This window comes from Streptomyces sp. NPDC104761 (genome assembly GCF_055583445.1).
Genome location: NZ_JBVJNZ010000004.1, coordinates 354,222 through 370,800, shown reverse-complemented (window position 1 = coordinate 370,800; position 16,579 = coordinate 354,222). Strand labels below are relative to the sequence as shown.

The 16,579-nt window shown below is 72.6% G+C and carries 14 protein-coding genes; 8 read left to right on the top strand and 6 right to left on the bottom strand.

Annotated features, from left to right (window positions below; all coding sequences use genetic code 11):
- Window positions 1-6 precede the first annotated feature (6 nt).
- From ACZ63F_RS14540 to ACZ63F_RS14520, 5 genes are all read right to left on the bottom strand, one after another.
- On the bottom strand, window positions 7-1,305 hold the full coding sequence (locus tag ACZ63F_RS14540; RefSeq protein ID WP_469711057.1) for a sigma-70 family RNA polymerase sigma factor: 1,299 nt from the start codon (window positions 1,303-1,305) through the stop codon (window positions 7-9).
- Window positions 1,306-1,409: 104 nt separating this feature from the next.
- A complete protein-coding gene (gene dnaG, locus ACZ63F_RS14535) occupies window positions 1,410-3,329 on the bottom strand; it encodes a DNA primase (RefSeq protein WP_469711055.1) in 1,920 nt (639 codons plus the stop codon).
- A 103-nt stretch (window positions 3,330-3,432) separates the two neighbouring features.
- Window positions 3,433-4,695 (bottom strand): NAD(P)/FAD-dependent oxidoreductase, encoded by a 1,263-nt coding sequence (locus ACZ63F_RS14530; protein ID WP_469711053.1) that lies wholly within the window; start codon window positions 4,693-4,695, stop codon window positions 3,433-3,435.
- A 158-nt stretch (window positions 4,696-4,853) separates the two neighbouring features.
- Window positions 4,854-6,134, bottom strand: coding sequence for a deoxyguanosinetriphosphate triphosphohydrolase (locus tag ACZ63F_RS14525; protein WP_469711052.1), 1,281 nt, complete (start codon window positions 6,132-6,134; stop codon window positions 4,854-4,856).
- A gap of 239 nt (window positions 6,135-6,373) precedes the next feature.
- Window positions 6,374-7,108, bottom strand: a complete 735-nt coding sequence (locus ACZ63F_RS14520; RefSeq protein WP_469711050.1) for a sirohydrochlorin chelatase — start codon at window positions 7,106-7,108, stop codon at window positions 6,374-6,376.
- A 164-nt stretch (window positions 7,109-7,272) separates the two neighbouring features.
- Between ACZ63F_RS14520 and ACZ63F_RS14515 the strand changes: the two genes are divergently transcribed.
- On the top strand, window positions 7,273-7,953 hold the full coding sequence (locus ACZ63F_RS14515; protein ID WP_469711048.1) for a SanA/YdcF family protein: 681 nt from the start codon (window positions 7,273-7,275) through the stop codon (window positions 7,951-7,953).
- Between the two features lie 365 nt (window positions 7,954-8,318).
- Here ACZ63F_RS14515 and ACZ63F_RS14510 read toward each other — a convergent pair whose 3' ends face one another.
- On the bottom strand, window positions 8,319-8,765 hold the full coding sequence (locus tag ACZ63F_RS14510) for a gamma-glutamylcyclotransferase family protein (protein WP_469711046.1): 447 nt from the start codon (window positions 8,763-8,765) through the stop codon (window positions 8,319-8,321).
- 141 nt (window positions 8,766-8,906) lie between these two features.
- Here ACZ63F_RS14510 and ACZ63F_RS14505 point away from each other — a divergent pair, with 141 nt between their 5' ends.
- From ACZ63F_RS14505 to nirD, 7 genes are all read left to right on the top strand, one after another.
- Window positions 8,907-10,550, top strand: coding sequence for a M4 family metallopeptidase (locus tag ACZ63F_RS14505; RefSeq protein ID WP_469711044.1), 1,644 nt, complete (start codon window positions 8,907-8,909; stop codon window positions 10,548-10,550).
- A 242-nt stretch (window positions 10,551-10,792) separates the two neighbouring features.
- Entirely contained in the window at window positions 10,793-11,467 is a 675-nt protein-coding gene (locus ACZ63F_RS14500) for a YceI family protein (RefSeq protein WP_469711042.1), read from the top strand.
- A 282-nt stretch (window positions 11,468-11,749) separates the two neighbouring features.
- A complete protein-coding gene (locus tag ACZ63F_RS14495) occupies window positions 11,750-12,274 on the top strand; it encodes a hypothetical protein (protein ID WP_457674633.1) in 525 nt (174 codons plus the stop codon).
- Window positions 12,275-12,441: 167 nt separating this feature from the next.
- Entirely contained in the window at window positions 12,442-13,065 is a 624-nt protein-coding gene (locus tag ACZ63F_RS14490; RefSeq protein WP_469711039.1) for a class F sortase, read from the top strand.
- 134 nt (window positions 13,066-13,199) lie between these two features.
- On the top strand, window positions 13,200-13,577 hold the full coding sequence (locus tag ACZ63F_RS14485; RefSeq protein ID WP_469711037.1) for a hypothetical protein: 378 nt from the start codon (window positions 13,200-13,202) through the stop codon (window positions 13,575-13,577).
- Window positions 13,577-16,195 carry a nitrite reductase large subunit NirB gene (gene nirB / locus ACZ63F_RS14480; protein WP_469711035.1) on the top strand — a complete coding sequence of 873 codons (2,619 nt, stop codon included), beginning with the start codon at window positions 13,577-13,579 and terminating at the stop codon, window positions 16,193-16,195. Before ACZ63F_RS14485 ends, nirB begins: the two co-directional genes overlap by 1 nt.
- Window positions 16,192-16,542, top strand: coding sequence for a nitrite reductase small subunit NirD (nirD, locus tag ACZ63F_RS14475; RefSeq protein WP_469711033.1), 351 nt, complete (start codon window positions 16,192-16,194; stop codon window positions 16,540-16,542). Before nirB ends, nirD begins: the two co-directional genes overlap by 4 nt.
- Window positions 16,543-16,579: the final 37 nt, after the last annotated feature.

Sequence of the window (16,579 nt, the reverse complement as noted above, 5' to 3'; positions counted from 1 at the left end):
CCGGCGTCAGTCCAGGTAACCCCGAAGCTGGTCCGCAAAGGCATGGTCCCGCAGCTTGTTCAGGGTCTTGGACTCGATCTGCCGGATCCGCTCCCGCGTCACGCCGAAGATCCGGCCTATCTCCTCCAGCGTGCGCGGCCGGCCGTCGGCCAGGCCGTACCGCAGCTGGACGACCTTCCGCTCCCGCTCCCCGAGCGTCGACAGCACCGCCTCCAGGTGCTCCCGCAGCAGCAGGAACGCCGCCGACTCGACCGGGCTCGCCGCGTCGCCGTCCTCGATGAGGTCGCCGAGGGCGACGTCGTCCTCCTCGCCGACGGGGGCGTGCAGGGACACCGGCTCCTGCGCCAGCCTCAGCACCTCCCCCACCCGCTCCGGCGCCAGGTCCAGGTGCGCGGCGACCTCGTCGGCCGTCGGCTCGTAGCCCCGCTCCTGGAGCATCCGGCGCTGGACGCGGACGACCCGGTTGATCAGCTCGACCACGTGCACGGGGACGCGGATGGTGCGGGCCTGGTCGGCGAGAGCGCGGGACATGGCCTGGCGGATCCACCAGGTCGCGTACGTCGAGAACTTGTAGCCGCGGGCGTAGTCGAACTTCTCGACGGCGCGGATCAGGCCGAGGTTGCCCTCCTGCACCAGGTCGAGCATGGTCAGGCCGCGGCCGACGTACCGTTTCGCGACCGACACCACCAGCCGCAGGTTCGCCTCGATGAGGCGGCGCTTGGCCATGCGGCCCATGACGACCAGCCGGTCCAGGTCCAGCGCCAGTTCGCTGTCGAGGTCGGGGGTGCTGCCCAGCTTCTCCTCGGCGAACAGGCCGGCCTCCACGCGGCGGGCGAGTTCGACCTCCTCGGCGGCGGTGAGCAGCGGGATGCGGCCGATCTCCCGCAGGTACTGGCGGAACAGGTCCGAGGAGGGACCGCCGGTGTCGGCGCGGGCGGCGGCCCGCGGGTCGGGCTCGGGCTCGGGCTCCGCGTCGGGGGCCTCGGCCGCGAGCTCCTCCGGGGGCGGGCCGTCCGGCTCGGTCTCGGGGTGCAGCGCGGCCCTGCTCTGCGGGGGAACGCCGGCATGGCCGCCGGTCTCGGCTTCCGGCTCGTCCGTGAGCGTGCTGCTGCTGTCCGTCTGGGTCAGGGTCTGGGTCTGCACGGGGGCGACCTCCAGGATGATCGCTGCCAGGGGGTACGGCAGCGGTACTTCGGGGGCGGAGACGACGGCCTCGCCGCCGTCCGTCCCGTACGCGATGAGGGGAACGGCGGGGGTGTGGGACCCGTCCGGGACGGGCCGGCCGCGCTCCGAGGACTCAGGCACCGCACCCCAGTGTGGGGTAAGACACATCGCCGCCACGAGGGGCGTGCGGTGACTTTTTGCGTCCGGTCCGTGACCGCGCGGTTATCCTGCCGGTCCGCCGGGGCTCAGAGAGCGGCCGGGCCCTGCTCGCGCAGCGCCTGCCCGTACTGCTGGAGCACCCACAACTCGTTCTGCACGGCGGCGAGTTGGCCCGGGTCGCCGCCGTTGGCGAGGCGGGTGAGGGTGATCTGGATCTCGTGGATGCGGCGGTCGACGGCGCGGCGGCGGACGGTCACGAGTTGTTCGCCCGCGTAGTTCTCGTCGACCGTGCGGCGCATGATCGCCTCGACGGCGAGCTCCGTGACCATCGCCCGGACCGCGTCGTCGGCGGCGGCCTCGCGGACGCGGACCAGGTACTCCTGCGGGTCCTGCACGCCGTACTCGGCGCCGCCCGCCTCCATGATGGTCCGGCGTACGGCCGCGTAGGGCTCGGCGGTGAACTCGTCGATGCCGTACGCGTCGAACGCCGGGGAGACCAGGTCGGGGCGCTGCAGGGCGAGTTTCAGCAGCTCTCGCTCGGTGGCGTAGACGGCGTTGCGCAGGTTCAGGGCGGGGCCGGAGACGGCGGGGCGGCCGGTGCCGGCCGTGCCGTACGACGGCTGCTGCTGCGGTCCGCGGGCCGGACCGGCTCCCCTGCCGTTCCCGCCCTTGTCGCGGGCCCAGCGGGCCAGCTGGGCCACCCGCTTCACCACGAACTGGGTGTCGAGGATGCCGAGCATGCCGGCGAGCTGGACGGCGACCTCGTGCTGGGCGCCGCTGTTCTTGATCCGGGCGACGACCGGCGCCGCCTCGTCCAGGGCGGCGGCGCGGCCCGCCGGGGTGTCCAGGTCGTAGCGGGCGACGATCTGGCGGAGCGCGAACTCGAAGAGCGGGGTGCGGGGTTCGGTCAGGTCGACGACCGCGTCGTCGCCCTTGGCCAGGCGCAGTTCGCAGGGGTCCATGCCGTCGGGGGCGATGGCGATGTACGTCTCGGCGGCGAACTTCTGGTCGTCCTCGAAGGCGCGCAGGGCCGCCTTCTGCCCGGCCGCGTCGCCGTCGAAGGTGAAGATCACGCGTGCCGAGCCGTTGTCCATCAGCAGGCGCCGCAGGATCTTGATGTGCTCGCCGCCGAAGGCGGTGCCGCAGGTGGCGATCGCGGTCGTCACCCCGGCCAGGTGGCAGGCCATGACGTCGGTGTAGCCCTCGACCACGACCGCGCGGCTGGCCTTCGCGATGTGCTGCTTGGCGAGGTCGATGCCGTACAGGACCTGGGACTTCTTGTAGATCGCGGTCTCGGGCGTGTTGAGGTACTTGGGCCCGTTGTCCGCCTCGTAGAGCTTGCGGGCGCCGAAGCCGACGACCTCGCCGCCGATGTCCCGGATGGGCCACATCAGGCGGCCGCGGAACCGGTCGATGGGGCCGCGCCGCCCTTCCTGCGACAGACCGGACGACAGCAGCTCCTTGTCGGTGAAGCCCTGGCCGCGCAGGTAGCGGGTGAGGTGGTCCCAGCCCTGCGGGCTGTAGCCGACACCGAAGTGCACGGCGGCGGCCTGGTCGAAGCCGCGCTCGGCGAGGAAGACCCGGCCGGTCTCGGCCTCGGGGCTGGTCGCGAGCTGCTCGGCGTACCAGGCGGCGGCGATCTTGTGCGCCTCCACCAGGCGGATGCGCTCACCGCGCTGGTGGGACGGGTTGTACCCGCCCTCCTCGTAGCGCAGGGTGATGCCGGCCCGGGCGGCCAGCCGCTCGACCGCCTCCGAGAAGGAGAGGTGGTCCACCTTCATCACGAAGGTGAGGGTGTCGCCGCCCTCCTGGCAGCCGAAGCAGTGGAAGAGTCCCTTGCTGGGGCTGACCTGGAAGGACGGCGACTTCTCGTCGTGGAACGGGCACAGGCCCTTCAGGTTCCCGCCGCCCGCGTTGCGCAGCTGGAGGTACTCGGACACGACGGCGTCGATCGGGACCGCGTCCCGTACCGCCTTCACATCCTCGTCATTGATCCGTCCAGCCACGGATGAATTCTACGGTCACGGAAGCGCCCCGAAGGGGCGCGGGGAACTGCGCGAGCAACCACGCACCACCCGCACCCGCGAGACGACAGAACCCTGCAGCCCCTTAGGCGAGCGACTCCAACGGCACATGCGGATCCGCCAGCGCGTCGGTGTCCACCACCGCCCGCGAGGTGATCAGCCGCTGGATCGGCTCTGTGACATCCCACACGTTCACGTTCATCCCGGCCAGCACCCGCCCCTCCTTCACCCAGAACGCGATGAACTCCCGCTTCCCCGCGTCCCCCCGGATCACCACCTGGTCGTACGACCCGGGCGGCGCCCACCCGCTGTACTCCATGCCCAGGTCGTACTGGTCGGTGAAGAAGTAGGGCACCCGGTCGTAGGCGAGGTCCTGCCCCAGCATCGAGCGGGCCGCCGCCGGGCCGCCGTTCAGCGCGTTGGCCCAGTGCTCCACGCGCAGCCTCGTGTCGAACAGGGCGTGCGGGAAGGCGGCCACGTCACCGGCCGCGTAGATGTCCGGGTCGGACGTCCGCAGCCGTTCGTCGACGACGATGCCCCCGCCCTGCGCCCGGTCGGCCAGCTCGAGACCGGCCGCCTCGGCCAGCCCGACCCGCGGGGCCGCGCCGATCGCCGCGAGGACGTCGTGCGCCGGGTGCTCCTCGCCGTCGTCGGTGCGCGCGGCGAGCACCATGCCGTCCTGGCCGATGATCTCGGTGAGCCGTACCCCGAAGCGGAACCGGACCCCGTGCTCCTTGTGCAGCTGGGCGAAGACGTTGCCCAGCTCGGGTCCGAGGACGCTGTGCAGCGGGGTCTGCCCGTGTTCGATGACGGTGACCTCGGCGCCGTAGGTCCGGGCCGCCGCGGCGACCTCGAGGCCGATCCAGCCGGCGCCCGCGATGACGAGGTGGCCGTTGTCGCGGCCGAGCGCGGCGAGGACGCCCCTGAGGCGTTCGGCGTGTGCGAGGCGGCGCAGGTGGTGGACGCCGGCCAGGTCGGTGCCGGGGATGTCGAGGCGGCGCGGCTCCGCCCCGGTGGCGAGCAGCAGCTTGTCGTAGCGGACCAGCGTGCCGTCGTCGCCGAACCGGACGGTCTTGGCGGCGCGGTCGATGCGGTCCACGGTCTGGCCGAGGTGCAGTTCGATGTCGTGCTGCGCGTACCAGGCGGGCTCGTGCACGAAGACGCTGTCGCGTTCGGCCTTGCCGAGCAGGTAGCCCTTGGAGAGCGGCGGCCGCTCGTAGGGGTGGTCGCGTTCGTCGCAGATCAGTATCACCCGGCCGGTGAAGCCCTCGGCTCGCAGCGTCTCGGCCGCCTTCGCACCGGCGAGTCCGCCTCCGACGATGACGAATGTCTGGTCCGCGTCGACCACTTGATGCCTCCTCGTAAGGGTGCCGCCACATATGCCGCCCACATGCGCCGCACTGTGAGCCTCCCGCACGCAGCGTGATGCGGGAAGAGGGTGTGACCCCCGCTGACGCGATCTTGCCCCGATCAGGCCAGCGGGAGTCGCGGAGAGTCACGAAGTGTTCACATACGTCCCGTCAGCCGCGCGTGCAGCGACCGCGCGGAGGCGTCGGTGAGCGAGGCGATCTGATCGACGATCACGCGTTTGCGGGCGTGGTCGTCACCGGCCGTGTCGAACAGCGCCCGGAACTGCGGGTCGAGTCCGTCGGGCGCGCGGGCGGTGAGCGCCTCGGCGAGTTCGGCGACGACGATCCGCTGGTCGGCGCGGAGCCGCTCCTGCTCGGCGCGCTGCATGACGTACCGGTGGGCGATGGCCTTGAGCACCGCGCACTCCATCCGGGCCTCGCGCGGTACGACGAGTTCCGCGCCGTACCGGGTGAGCCGGCCGCCGCCGTACGCCTCGCGGGTGGCGCCCTCCGCGGCCAGGCAGAACCGGCCGATGAGCTGGCTGGTGGCGTCCTTGAGGCGGGCCTGGGCGACCGCGCTGCCGTCGTAGCCGTGCGGCCACCACTCCTCGTCCTGGAGCCGGTCGAGGGCGGCGGCGAGTTCGGCGGGGTCGGTGCCGGCGGGCACGTACAGGCCGACGGCGACCGCGAACACCTCCTGCCGTTCCGGCTCCGCGTGCAGGCAGTTGGGGTCGATGTGACCGGCGTGCAGGCCGTCCTCGACGTCGTGCACCGAGTAGGCGACGTCGTCCGACCAGTCCATCACCTGGGCCTCGAAGCAGGTGCGGGTGCCGGGGGCCTCCTTGCGGACCCAGTCGAAGACCGGCCGGTCGTCCTCGTACACGCCGAACTTGGGGGACGCCGGGGCGGTGGGGTGCGCGCCGCGCGGCCACGGGTACTTGGTGGCGGCGTCCAGGGCGGCGCGGGTGAGGTTGAGGCCGACGGAGCCCTCGGGGGTGAACCGCTTGGGCTCGATGCGGGTGAGGAGCCGCAGGGACTGGGCGTTGCCCTCGAAACCGCCGCAGTCGTCCGCGAACTCGTTCAGCGCCTGTTCGCCGTTGTGGCCGAAGGGCGGGTGGCCGAGGTCGTGGGAGAGGCAGGCGGCCTCCACGAGGTCGGGGTCGCAGCCGAGGGCCGCGCCCAGTTCCCGGCCGACCTGGGCGCATTCGAGGGAGTGGGTGAGGCGGGTGCGGGGGCTGGCGTCCCACGCCTGGGCGGAGGTGCCGGGGGTGACGACCTGGGTCTTGCCGGCGAGGCGGCGGAGGGCAGCCGAGTGCAGGATGCGGGCGCGGTCGCGCTGGAAGGCGGTGCGGCCGGGTCGCTTGTCGGGTTCGGGGGCCCAGCGATCGGCTGACGCCGGGTCGTAGGCCGAAGAGGGTGCGGGTGCGGTGCCTGCCATGGTCCGACAGTACGGGTTGGTGGTGACGAAACGGGGGTTGTGGGGCGCCTACTCGGCTGCCGGGTCGGGGTGCGGCTGCGGCTGCGGGTGCGTGGGGGCTTGTCGCGCAGTTCCCCGCGCCCCCAAGAAGGTGGGTTCACCGGGCCGGCCTGAAAGGGGCGCTGGGGGTACCCCCGGCCGAAGGCTGGGGGAGGAACTGCGCGATCAACCACGACGCACCCGCAGCGATCCACGCACTCCTAGGCGGCTGCCGTCACCGGTGTCCCCAGTGCCTGCTCGTACCGGTGGACGACCAGGTCGGCCATCGCGTCGTGCGCTCCCAGGGGGGCCGCCGCGATCCCCGGGGCCTGTGCCGCGCACTCCGTCGCGAAGCGGCCCGGGGCCGTGAAGTAGGAGGAGAGGGCGATGTGGTGGTGGCCCCTCGCCCGCAGGGCGGTGATCGCGTCCGGCACGGTCGGGCTGGCCGCGGAGGCGTAGGCCGCGAGGACCGGGACGCGCAGGCGGGCGGCGAGGAGGCCGGCCATGCGGTCGGTGTCGGCCCCGGCGTCGGGGTCGCGGGAACCCGCAGCCGCCAGGACGACGGCACTCGCGGGCCTCGGGCGCCAGCCCGCCTCCCGCAGGCGGGCGTGCAGGATGCCGGCCAGCAGGGGGTGCGGGCCGAGGGGGGCGGCGACGCGGGTCCGGGCGCCGGCGGCGGCCGCCGTCGCCGGGATGTCCCGCTTGACGTGGTAGCCGCGGCCGAGGAGGAGCGGGACCAGGACGGCCTCGGTGTTCCGCAGGGTGGCGAGGGTGTCGGGGAGCAGCGGCTCGTTCAGCTCGATGTGACCGAGGCGCACGGACAGGCCGGGGCGCCGCGCGCGCACCCGGTCCATGAGCGCCCGCACGGTGCTGAGCGCGCGCGGGTCGCGGCTGCCGTGGGCCACCAGGACCAGGGCGGGCGGGCCGGGGCGCGAGGAGAGGTCGGTCACCGTCATGCGAGGATCCTCGCCGGGCGAGGTTGCACGGCCGTTGCCTGACCGTCACGCGTCTTTTCCGGCCCTTCACGGTGCGCGCCCGCGCGCTGTGAGCGAACCGGAATCCGCTGCGCTGCGTCCTCCATGGTCGGAGCGAACGGGGAGCACGAGGGGGGAACGAACGTATGAGGATCCGCCGCCCGCGGCTGCCGCGGACCCGGGCCGGCCGGCGACGCCTGGTGCAGGGGGTGATGGCCGGGTGCGTGCTGGCACTGCTGCCCGCCACCTGGCTGTACGTCTCGACGGCCGGCCGGCTGCGCACGGTGGCGGACGTGCCGCGCGCCGACGTCGCGGTCGTCTTCGGCGCGGGCCTGTGGGACGGCGAGCCGTCGCCGTACCTCGCCAACCGCCTGAACGCGGCGGCGACGCTGTACAAGGAGGGCCGCGTCAAGGTCGTCCTCGTCACCGGCGACAACAGCCGCAAGGACTACGACGAGCCGGACGCCATGCGCACCTACCTGACCGCGCACGGCGTGCCCGGCACGCGCATCGTCAGCGACTACGCCGGGTTCGACACGTGGGACTCCTGCGTCCGCGCGAAGAAGATCTTCGGCGTGGACCGAGCCGTGCTGATCAGCCAGGGGTTCCACATCCGGCGCGCGGTGGCGCTGTGCGAGGCCGCGGGGGTGACGTCGTACGGGGTCGGGGTCGACGCCAAGCATGACGTGACCTGGTACTACGGGGGCACGCGGGAGGTCTTCGCGGCGGGGAAGGCGGCCCTCGACGTGCTCTTCGAGCCGAACCCCCGGTTCCTCGGGAAGAAGGAGCCGGGGGTGGCGGCGGCCCTGGCGGCGGCGAAGCACTGAGCCCGGCGAAATCCGCGGTCCGGCAGCTCCCCCAAGGGGCGCGAGGTCAGGGCGGGGGTCGAGCGCCGTGCGGGTCGTGCGGGAGGTGGGGGACGGCGGTGGCAGACGACGACTGTAGCCGGGTCCCTTGAAGTCTCGACGGGGCGGAATGGGCCAACGGGGGTGGGGAACGCGCCACGGGCGGGGCGCTCCGCCGCACGGGCGGCGGCGGGCAGGGCGCCATCAGCACCGCTCGGGTCCGGTACCGGCGGCCGCCGGGCCGGTACCGGTTCTCACGATGGCTGGGACACGGCGGGGAGTTGACGGCCTCCGCCGTGCGCCGCGGGTGCCGGCCGGGGCGGCGCCGAGGTCTCCGGCACTCTCGGTCAGCCGTGGCCCAGCCAGTCGCCGCCGTCGATGCGCCGCCCGCCGGCGCGCAGTCTCCCGGCCACGACGGGCCCGGCGACGTACACCCAGGCCCGGACCGCGGCCCCGTCCCGCAGCCGTACGACGTCCCGCGCGACGCGTACGTACAGGCTCGCCGGGTCCTGGGGCACGCACTCCTCCAACGCGTCCAGTTCCAGGAGGAGCCGGTCGTACGCCTCGGGGTGTGCGGTGACCAGTTCGCCGCGCACCGCCGCCGGCCCGGGCTCCTCGACGGCGTAGGGATAGCCGGGCCCGTCGTAGAGCACCGCCCCCTCCAGGCGGCCCGGCTCCTCGGTCTCCGTCCGGCCCCGCAGGTACGCGTCGTGGTTGACCTCGCCGGGGCGGAGCGTGCCGTAGACGAAGAACGGGAGGTGACGGGGGTGGTGGTGGGGGTTCCGGGTGGTCACAGGAAGGATTCTGCACCCCCTCCACCTCCACACACATCTCCATGGAGGCGCTATGGACATGACATGTCATGGCCTCTTAAATCTCTGTCGTCAGCGCCACCGCCACCCCCACGCCTTCGAGGCGCACCTCCAAGGAGACCGATGAGCCGGACCCGGAACACCCGAGTTTCCCGCCTCGCCACCGCCGGCGTCGCCGCCACCACCGCGACCCTGCTGGCCGCCGCGCTCTCCCCCGCCGCCCACGCCGACGCCAGACCGACCCGGGCCACGGCGATCGCGAACGCGGCACAGGCACTCGTCCAGCACGCCACCGCCCTCGGCCTCACCGCCGCCGAGGGCACCTCGGTCCGCGACGTGATCGTGGACAGGAACGGCACGCAGCACGTCCGCTACGACCGCACGTACCGTCAGCTCCCCGTCCTGGGCGGCGACTTCGTCGTCCACCTGAAGTCGGACGGCGCGTACCGCAGCGCCGACCGGGCGACCCGGAGCCGGATATCCCTGGCGTCGACCGTCCCGGACGTCTCCGCCCCGAAGGCCGCCGACCTCGCGGTGAATGCGCTGCGGGCGGCGAACCTCGGCGACGCGCTGAAGCAGGTGCAGGCCAAGCCGCAGCTGGTCGTCGACGCCCTGCACGGCACCCCGAAGCTGGCCTGGCGCACCGACGCCGTCGGCAAGGACTCGCTCGGCAACCCGGTCGCCCGCACGGTGCTGACGGACGCCCGCACCGGCGCCCAGATCGACGCCTGGGACAGCATCGAGACGGCGACCGGCGACGGCAAGTCCCTCTACAGCGGCACGGTCCCGCTGGAGACGACGCAGTCCGGTTCGGCGTACAACCTCACGGACCCGACGCGCGGCAACACGTACACCGGCGACGCGGCGAACAAGACCGACCTGTGCATCTTCGGCATCTGCATCAGCCGGGCGCCGTCGACGGTGTTCACGGACGCCGACAACCACTGGGGCACGGGGGCGGCTTCGGACCGCTCGTCGGCCGCGGTCGACGCCCAGTACGGCACCAACGAGACCTGGGACTACTACAAGAACGTCCACGGCCGCAACGGCATCGCGGGCGACGGCAAGGGCTCGTACAACCGCGTCCACTACGGCAACAACTACAACAACGCCTTCTGGGACGACAGCTGCTTCTGCATGACGTACGGCGACGGCGACGGGACGACCTTCGGACCGCTGGTGGCGCTCGACGTGGCGGGCCACGAGATGACGCACGGGGTCACCTCCAAGACGGCCGCGCTGACGTACTCGGGCGAGTCCGGCGGCCTGAACGAGGCGACCTCCGACATCCTCGGCACGCTGGTGGAGTGGTACGCCAACAACTCCTCCGACCCCGGCGACTACCTGATCGGCGAGAAGATCGTCCGCTCCGGCTTCGGCAAGACGGCGCTGCGGTACATGGACCAGCCGTCGAAGGACGGGAGTTCGGCGGACTACTGGAGTTCGTCGGTGGGCAATCTGGACGTCCACTACTCCTCCGGCGTCGCGAACCACTTCGCGTACCTGCTGGCGGAGGGCAGCGGGCCGAAGACCATCAACGGCGTGAGCTACAACTCCCCGACGTACAACGGCTCGACGGTCACCGGCATCGGCCGCGACAAGCTGGGCGCGATCTGGTACCGCGCCCTGACGGTCTACATGACGTCCTCGACGAACTACGCGGGTGCGAGGACGGCCACGCTGAACGCGGCGAAGGACCTGTACGGCAACGGCAGCACGGAGTACAACGCGGTGGCGGCGGCGTGGAGCGCGGTGAACGTGAACTGAGGCACGGCGCACCGACATGCGAGGGCCGCCCCGGCGAACGAACCGGGGCGGCCGTCACATACACCCCGAACAAAGGGGAACAGTGAAATTCGAGGAAACCGGGATCCGGGAATACCGAAAACTTCCTGAGTGGATCCCGTGGCGGCGATGTGCAGTTTCGGTGACGGTATGCGGAATTGGCGAAATCCTTTGTCCTGACGACCACTTGCGGCAATTCCCGGAGTGGACTAACTAGATAAATCATGAACTTGTTCAGCCGCCCCCACACGTCCCGCCGCACCCCCACGATCCCCCCGCGCCCGGCGACGTCGCCGGCCTCCCGCACCTCGGCCCCCGCCCTCCTGGACCCCGCCCTCGCCGCCCTCACCGGCGAGTGGATCATCGATCCGGCCCACAGCAGAATCGGTTTCTCGGTGCGGCACGCGATGGTGACGACGGTCCGCGGGGCCTTCACCGAGTACAAGAGCCGCCTCTACTTCGACGGCCGCGACCCGGCCCGCTCGCAGGCGGAGATCATCCTGTCCACGGCGAGCGTCGACACGGGCGTGGAACAGCGGGACGCCCATCTGGTGGGGCGCGACTTCCTCGACTCCGCGAACTTCCCGCGGATGCGTTTCCAGAGCACGGCGGTACGCCTGAAGGCACCGGACGTCTACGTCATGACCGGCGACCTGACCATCAAGGAGACGACGCGCCCGGTGGACCTGGAACTCACCTACATCGGCAACGTCACGGACCCCTTCGGCTACCAGCGCGCCGGCTTCGACGGCACGACCACCATCAACCGCATGGACTGGGGCCTGGCCTACAACTCCCGTCTGGCGGAGGGCGGGGCGATGGTGAGCGAGACGGTGCGGCTCCAGTTCGACATCGCGGCGATCCGGACGGCACCGGAGGGCGTGCAGGGGACGCCGTGACCCCGAGGGCGCGGCCCGCCCGCACGAGCGGCTGCCGCGGGCGGCGGGCCCCGAAGGGCGTCACCCGTTCACTCCCCCCACCCCCCACCATTCGTGTGTTCTTCATACCGGTGCCCGCGCAACCCCCTTGACCTGCCCGAACCCGCCCTCGACGGGCTTCTCGGCCGTCCGCCGTGACACCCGTTCATCCCAAAACCGACGGCGCCTCAGGGGGCGCGGCCGGGCGGTTGGCTTTTACCTCGGTAGAGCAAGGGAGTGGACGACCTCGACCGAGGGAGCACCATGCGACGCACCGCCCGTCTGGTGACCGGGACCGCGCTGGCCGTGGCCACGGCCGGACTCGCCGTCGCGCCGGCCTACGGCGGCGCCACCGGCAGCCTCGACGTGTACCCGTCGACCGCGGCGGCCGGCGGCCAGGTCACCGTGAACACGGCGGCCTGCGGCGAGAAGGGGACGGCGGTCGGGGACGCCAGTTCCGTCGGCGCCGGCACGTTCACCCTTGCGCCGAGCACGCACGAAGGCGAGGCGATCGGGCAGTTCCAGGTGCCGCCGAGCGCGCAACCGGGGACGTACGAGATCGTCGCGAAGTGCGCCGAGGGGAACCGGCAGGTGACCGGGGACCTGATGGTGGCACTGGCGCCGGCCGCGGGGCAGCAGGTGCAGCCCCACGGCAGTGTGAAGACGGGGGTCGGTGGTGCCCTTGGCTCCGACCCCGTGCAGACCGCGGCAGGCGTGGCGGCTCTGGCCGTCGCCGCCGCGGGCGGTACCTGGCTCCTGCATCGCCGGGCGAGAGGCGATGCGATCTGACGGACACCCTCCGCTGTCCGTCCGCCGGTACCGCACATCCCACCCCCTCCGGGTCCGACGCCCCTCGCGGCCCGGAGGGGGAGGGGGTCACGTTCGCCAGAGGCTCTCACCGCCGCCGGCGGCCCACCCCCTCGTTGGACGTTCTCACCTCAGGGAGAGGGGTTCACATGCGCAGGATCGGGGACACCGCGATAGCCGCCGTGACCGTCATGGCCCTCGGCTCCGGTGTATGGCTGCTCGGCCCCGGCAGCGGACCGCACGACGCGCCGCCCCAGCCGTCCGCCGCCGAGGGCCGCCCCGACCCCGGCGAGGAGCGCCTGGAGGCCCCCGCGCTGCCGCCCTCCCCGCCCACCCGGATCCGCATCCCCGCCATCCGTGTGAACGCCCCCCTCATGGGCCTCGGCCTCACCGCCTCGGGCAGCCTCGACGTCCCGCCCGCCGGGCAGAAGAACCTCGCCGGCTGGTACGAGGCCGGCACCACCCCCGGTGAGACCGGCACCGCGATCGTCGCCGGGCACGTCGACAACGCCGAGGGCCCCGCCGTCTTCTACGACCTCGGGGCCCTCAGGCGCGGCACGGCCATCGAGGTGGACCGGCAGGACAGGAGCGTCGCCGTGTTCAGCGTCGACGCGGTGGAGGTCTACCAGGCCCGCGACTTCCCCGACGAGAAGGTCTACGGCGCCGCGAAACGCCCCGAGCTGCGGGTCATCACCTGCGGCGGCGGCTACTCGCGCACGACCGGATACCAGGGGAACGTCGTCGTCTTCGCCCACCTGACCGGCAGCCGCTGACCGGCGGCCACCGCACCTCCCCGGGGCCCCCCTCACCCCCTCACACTCACCCCCGCTCCCAGAAGAGGGCAGCGTTCCTCCTGGGAAACAGCGGTGATGCGGCCGGGTAACGTCGGCCCCGCAGGCTCCTGGGTATGACCTCGAAGACGCGTGCGGTGGTGACCGGTGCCCCCGGGACGCGCGAGCCGTGCACAGCGCGCGAGACGCGCGACCCACGGGAGACGCGCGACACCGAGGAGACGCGCGACACCCGGGAGACACGTGAGGCACCCGTGCCGCGCGCCGGCGACGAGGAGCGGCGTCCGTACCGCCGAGTGCCGCCCGCCGCAGTGCGGCCCGCCGCGGTCCCGCGCGGCCGCCGCCACACCCCCGAGGCGACCGCCCGCCCCCGCCCCACGCCCACGGGGCCCGGGGGCGGCCCCCTGCTTCCCCACCTCTTCCACCTCCCCCTGCTCCCCCTGCTCCCCCTGCTCCCCCTGCTCCCCCTGCTCCCCAACGACGGAGGCTCCTGATGACCGCCACCCCCGGGGCCACCCCCACGATCGTGCTCGTCGGCCACGGCATGGTCGGGCAGCGCTTCCTGGAGGCGCTCGCCGAGCGCGGCCTGACCGCCACGCACCGCGTGGTCGTGCTGTGCGAGGAGCCGCGCCCCGCCTATGACCGCGTCGCCCTCACCTCGTACTTCTCGGGCCGGACCCCCGACGAACTCTCCATGACCGACATGGAGTTCATCGAGGCGCACGGCATCGAGCTGTACGTCGGCGACCCGGCGGAGACGATCGACCGCGTGGCACGGACGGTGACCGCCAGGTCCGGCAGGGCGTTCGGGTACGACACGCTCGTCCTCGCCACCGGCTCCTACCCGTTCGTGCCGCCGGTCCCCCACAAGGACGCGACCGGCTGCTTCGTCTACCGCACGATCGACGACCTGCTCGCGATCGAGGAGTACGCGAAGTCCAGGGCGACGGTGGGCGCGGTGGTCGGCGGCGGACTGCTGGGGCTCGAGGCGGCCGGGGCGCTGAAGGGGCTCGGACTCGCCGCCCACATCGTGGAGTTCGCGCCGCGGCTGATGCCGGTGCAGGTGGACGAGGGGGGTGGCGCGGCCCTGCTGCGCACCATCGAGGAGATGGGGCTGACGGTCCACACCGGCGTCGGCACGCAGGAGATCGTGGTCGACTCGGCGGGCGCCGTGACGGGGATGCGGCTGTCCGACGGTGCCGAACTCGCCACCGACCTGGTGGTGTTCAGCGCCGGGGTCCGGCCGCGCGACCAACTCGCCCGGGACTGCGGTCTGACGGTCGGCGAGCGCGGCGGCATCGCGGTCGACGAGCAGTGCCGTACCGTCGCCGACCCGCACGTGTTCGCGATCGGCGAGTGCGCGCTGGCGGCGGACGGCCGGGTGTACGGGCTGGTGGCGCCGGGCTACGAGCAGGCCGAGACGGCGGCGGCCACCATCGCCGCCGACGAGGCGGCCTTCACCGGCGCCGACCTGTCCACCAAGCTGAAGCTGCTCGGCGTGGACGTGGCCTCCTTCGGCGACGCGCACGGCACGACCGCGGACTGCCTGGACGTCGTGTACTCCGACGCCCGTTCGGGCCTGTACAAGAAGCTGGTGATCGGCCGGGACGGCACCCTGCTCGGCGGCATCCTGGTCGGCGACGCGGAGGCCTACGGCACGCTGAAGGCGTTCACCGGTTCGGTCCCGCCGGTCTCGCCCGAGTCGCTGGTGCTGCCCGCCGGCGCCGGGGAGCCGGTCCAGCTGGGCCCGGCCGCGCTGCCGGACGACGCGATCATCTGCTCCTGCAACAGCGTCCGCAAGGGCACGATCCGCGGCGCCGTCACCGAGCACCGCTGCACCACCGTGCCCGAGGTGAAGAAGTGCACCAAGGCCGGCACGACGTGCGGCAGCTGCGTCAAGGTCCTCGGCCAGCTGGTGACGGCGGAGCTGGAGGCGTCCGGCCTCGAGGTCGACAAGGGTCTGTGCGGCTGCTTTGCGCAGACCCGCGAGGAGCTGTACGAGATCGTCCTCGCCCTGCGCGTCACCACCTACCGGGACCTGCTCGACCGGTACGGCCGGGAGGGCGCCCGGGGCGGCGACGGCTGCGAGGTGTGCAAGCCGGCGGTGGCGTCGATCATCGCGTCCCTCGCCCCGGCGATCGGTGCGAGCGGCTACGTCCTGGACGGCGAACAGGCGGCGCTCCAGGACAGCAACGACCACTTCCTCGCCAACCTGCAGAAGAACGGCTCCTATTCGGTCGTCCCGCGCATCCCCGGCGGCGAGATCACCCCCGAGGGCCTGATCACCATCGGTGAGATCGCCCGTGACTTCGGCCTCTACACGAAGATCACCGGCGGCCAGCGGATCGACATGTTCGGCGCCCGCGTCGAGCAGCTCCCGCTGATCTGGACGCGGTTGGTGGACGCCGGCTTCGAGTCCGGGCACGCCTACGGAAAGGCCCTGCGGACCGTCAAGTCCTGCGTGGGCCGGACGTGGTGCCGTTACGGAGTCCAGGACTCGGTCCGGATGGCGATCGACCTGGAGCTGCGCTACCGGGGGCTGAGGTCGCCGCACAAGCTCAAGTCCGCCGTCTCCGGGTGCGCCCGCGAGTGCGCCGAGGCCCAGTCGAAGGACTTCGGCGTCATCGCCACCGCGGGCGGCTGGAACCTCTACGTCGGCGGCAACGGCGGCGCCACCCCGCGCCACGCCGACCTGCTCGCCCAGGACCTCACCGATGCCGAACTGGTCCGGCTGATCGACCGTTTCCTGATGTTCTACATCCGTACGGCCGACCGTCTGGAGCGCACGTCGACCTGGCTGGAGCGGATACCGGGCGGCCTGGACCACGTCCGTGACGTGGTGGTCGAGGACTCCCTCGGCATCTGCGAGGAGCTGGAGTCCCTGATGGCGGCGCACGTGGCCAACTACGCCGACGAGTGGGCGACCACCATCGACAACCCCGACAAGCTCGCCCGGTTCGTCTCGTTCGTCAACGCCCCCGACACCCCCGACCCGGTCGTCGGCTTCGTGCCCGAGCGGGACCAGATGAAGCCCGACCTGCCGCTGCTGTCCATCGGCCTGCGCCGCGCGGACGGCACGGCGACCGTTCTGGAAGGAAGCGCCCAGCGATGACCCTGGCCCCCGAGACCACCGACCTGAAGGTCCAGCTCCGGCTGGCGGACACCTGGTTCACCGTCTGCGACCTGAGCCTGCTCACCCCCGGCCGCGGGGTGGCCGTACTCCTCCCGGACGGCCACCAGGCCGCCGTCTTCCGCGACCGCGCCGGCCGGCTCTACGCCATCGACAACCGCGACCCCTTCGGCGGCGCGGCGGTCCTCTCCCGCGGCCTGACCGGCACCCACCAGGGCCGCCCGTTCGTGGCCTCCCCGCTCCTCAAGCAGCGCTTCGACCTGGAGTCCGGCGCCTGCCTGGACGACGAGACGGTACGGGTGACGGCGTACGAGGTACGGGCGGCCTGAGGACCGCCCCACCGGCCGGACGGCGGCCGGGGCCCGG

Excerpts from the sequence above, each read along its gene's own strand:
- ACZ63F_RS14505 (WP_469711044.1), top strand. The coding sequence starts at position 8,907 with ATGAGCCGGACCCGGAACACCCGAGTTTCCCGCCTCGCCACCGCCGGC.
- ACZ63F_RS14520 (WP_469711050.1), bottom strand. The coding sequence starts at position 7,108 with ATGACGGTGACCGACCTCTCCTCGCGCCCCGGCCCGCCCGCCCTGGTC.
- nirB (WP_469711035.1), top strand. The coding sequence starts at position 13,577 with ATGACCGCCACCCCCGGGGCCACCCCCACGATCGTGCTCGTCGGCCAC.
- ACZ63F_RS14515 (WP_469711048.1), top strand. The coding sequence starts at position 7,273 with ATGAGGATCCGCCGCCCGCGGCTGCCGCGGACCCGGGCCGGCCGGCGA.
- nirD (WP_469711033.1), top strand. The coding sequence starts at position 16,192 with ATGACCCTGGCCCCCGAGACCACCGACCTGAAGGTCCAGCTCCGGCTG.
- ACZ63F_RS14490 (WP_469711039.1), top strand. The coding sequence starts at position 12,442 with ATGCGCAGGATCGGGGACACCGCGATAGCCGCCGTGACCGTCATGGCC.
- ACZ63F_RS14485 (WP_469711037.1), top strand. The coding sequence starts at position 13,200 with ATGACCTCGAAGACGCGTGCGGTGGTGACCGGTGCCCCCGGGACGCGC.
- ACZ63F_RS14495 (WP_457674633.1), top strand. The coding sequence starts at position 11,750 with ATGCGACGCACCGCCCGTCTGGTGACCGGGACCGCGCTGGCCGTGGCC.
- ACZ63F_RS14525 (WP_469711052.1), bottom strand. The coding sequence starts at position 6,134 with ATGGCAGGCACCGCACCCGCACCCTCTTCGGCCTACGACCCGGCGTCA.
- ACZ63F_RS14500 (WP_469711042.1), top strand. The coding sequence starts at position 10,793 with ATGAACTTGTTCAGCCGCCCCCACACGTCCCGCCGCACCCCCACGATC.